The organism is Fictibacillus sp. Mic-4 (assembly GCF_049843615.1).
GTDB classification, from domain to species: Bacteria; Bacillota; Bacilli; order Bacillales; family Fictibacillaceae; genus Fictibacillus_A; species Fictibacillus_A gelatini.
Map to the genome: position 1 here is coordinate 1 of NZ_JBBHZM010000100.1, position 1424 is coordinate 1424.

The 1424-nt window shown below is 38.8% G+C and carries 1 protein-coding gene; it reads right to left on the bottom strand.

Going from position 1 to position 1424, the window contains the following annotated elements; genetic code table 11:
• Nucleotides 1-89: 89 nt before the first annotated feature.
• A partial coding sequence (locus WD019_RS21610) for an IS1182 family transposase (RefSeq protein WP_425712804.1) occupies nt 90-1424 on the bottom strand: 1335 nt, incomplete at its 5' end.

A 1424-nucleotide genomic window follows, 5' to 3' on the forward strand; every position in this document is an offset into this window, starting at 1 on the left:
TCAGACTGTTGACAAACCCGTTTTTAAATCTTTGATTTTAGAACGGGTTTGTTTTTTTCATCACTTTTGACGTTTTTTCTGTAGTCATCTTATGCTGGACATGGCTTCTTCCACGTCCAGCATGCCATCTTCTTAAGATTCATGGCAGCAAAAGTAAGCATCGCCTGCATCGACAATTTTTTAAGCCCCCTTAGGGTTGTCCAACGCATGCCATGCTTCTCCTTTGCATCCGCAAAGACCCGCTCAATCGTTTCTTTACGTTTGGCATAGATATATTTATTTTCAGGTGTATGTCTTAAATGATCACATTCTTCTATGTACTCTTCCCAAAGATGTCGATGAATTAATTTTTGATGATTTTTACTTTGGGTGCACTTGTCTAAAAATGGACAATTCTTACAGATTTCAGGGTCAGAGGCGTACTGTTTATATCCATCTCTGGTAGTGGTTCTATAAGGTAAAACCTGTTGTTCCGGACAAATGTAACAATCATAATATTCGTCATAGACATACTCATGCTTTTTAAAGTAACCATCTTTTGTGCGAGGTCTCGTATACGGCATTACGGGTCTTATCTCTTGATCCATCAAATACTTCGCAATAAAAGGGGTTTTATATCCGGCATCTACGGCAACGGCTGTCGGCTTTCCGACCTTTTCTATCACTTCATTCAACAACGTATCCAACATACAACTATCATGAACATTGGCACCCGTTACCTTGGTTCCTAAAATGAAACCTTTTGAATCACTCGCCGTATGAACAGAATAAGCAAAAAGTTTTTCACGTTCATCTTTCACATAGTAACCACTATCAGGGTCCGTCTTACTTACCTTGACCTCTTTCGTCTCTTCTTTATCTTGTAGGGGAAATTCCTTTTTTCCATGTGCTTCCCGATCAGCATTAATCTCAAGTTCGAGTTGTTTTTGGTAACTTTTCGCTTCCACTCGAACCACTTTTTTATCATATTTCTTTTTGTTGGCACTTGCCTTCACATGTGTAGAGTCAATGAAGGCTACGGATGGATCGACTAATTTTTTATCCATCGCTTCCTTTAGGATTCGATAAAAGATTCGTTCAAACAGATCCGTATCCTTGAAGCGTCGCTCATAGTTTTTACCGAACGTTGAAAAATGGGGGATCTTCTCTGTGAATCCGTAGCCTAAAAACCAACGATAAGCTAAATTGGTTTCAATCTCCTTAATGGTTTGCCTCATGGAACGAATCCCAAACAAGTATTGCACAAACACCATTTTAATGAGAACAACGGGATCTATACTTGGTCTGCCATTATCAAGTGAATATTTATCCTCGACTAGTTGATAAATAAAATCAAAGTTAATGGCTTGTTCCACTTTTCGAACCAGATGATCCTCTGGTACCAATTCATCTAGAGCCACCATTTCAATTTGATGACGATTATT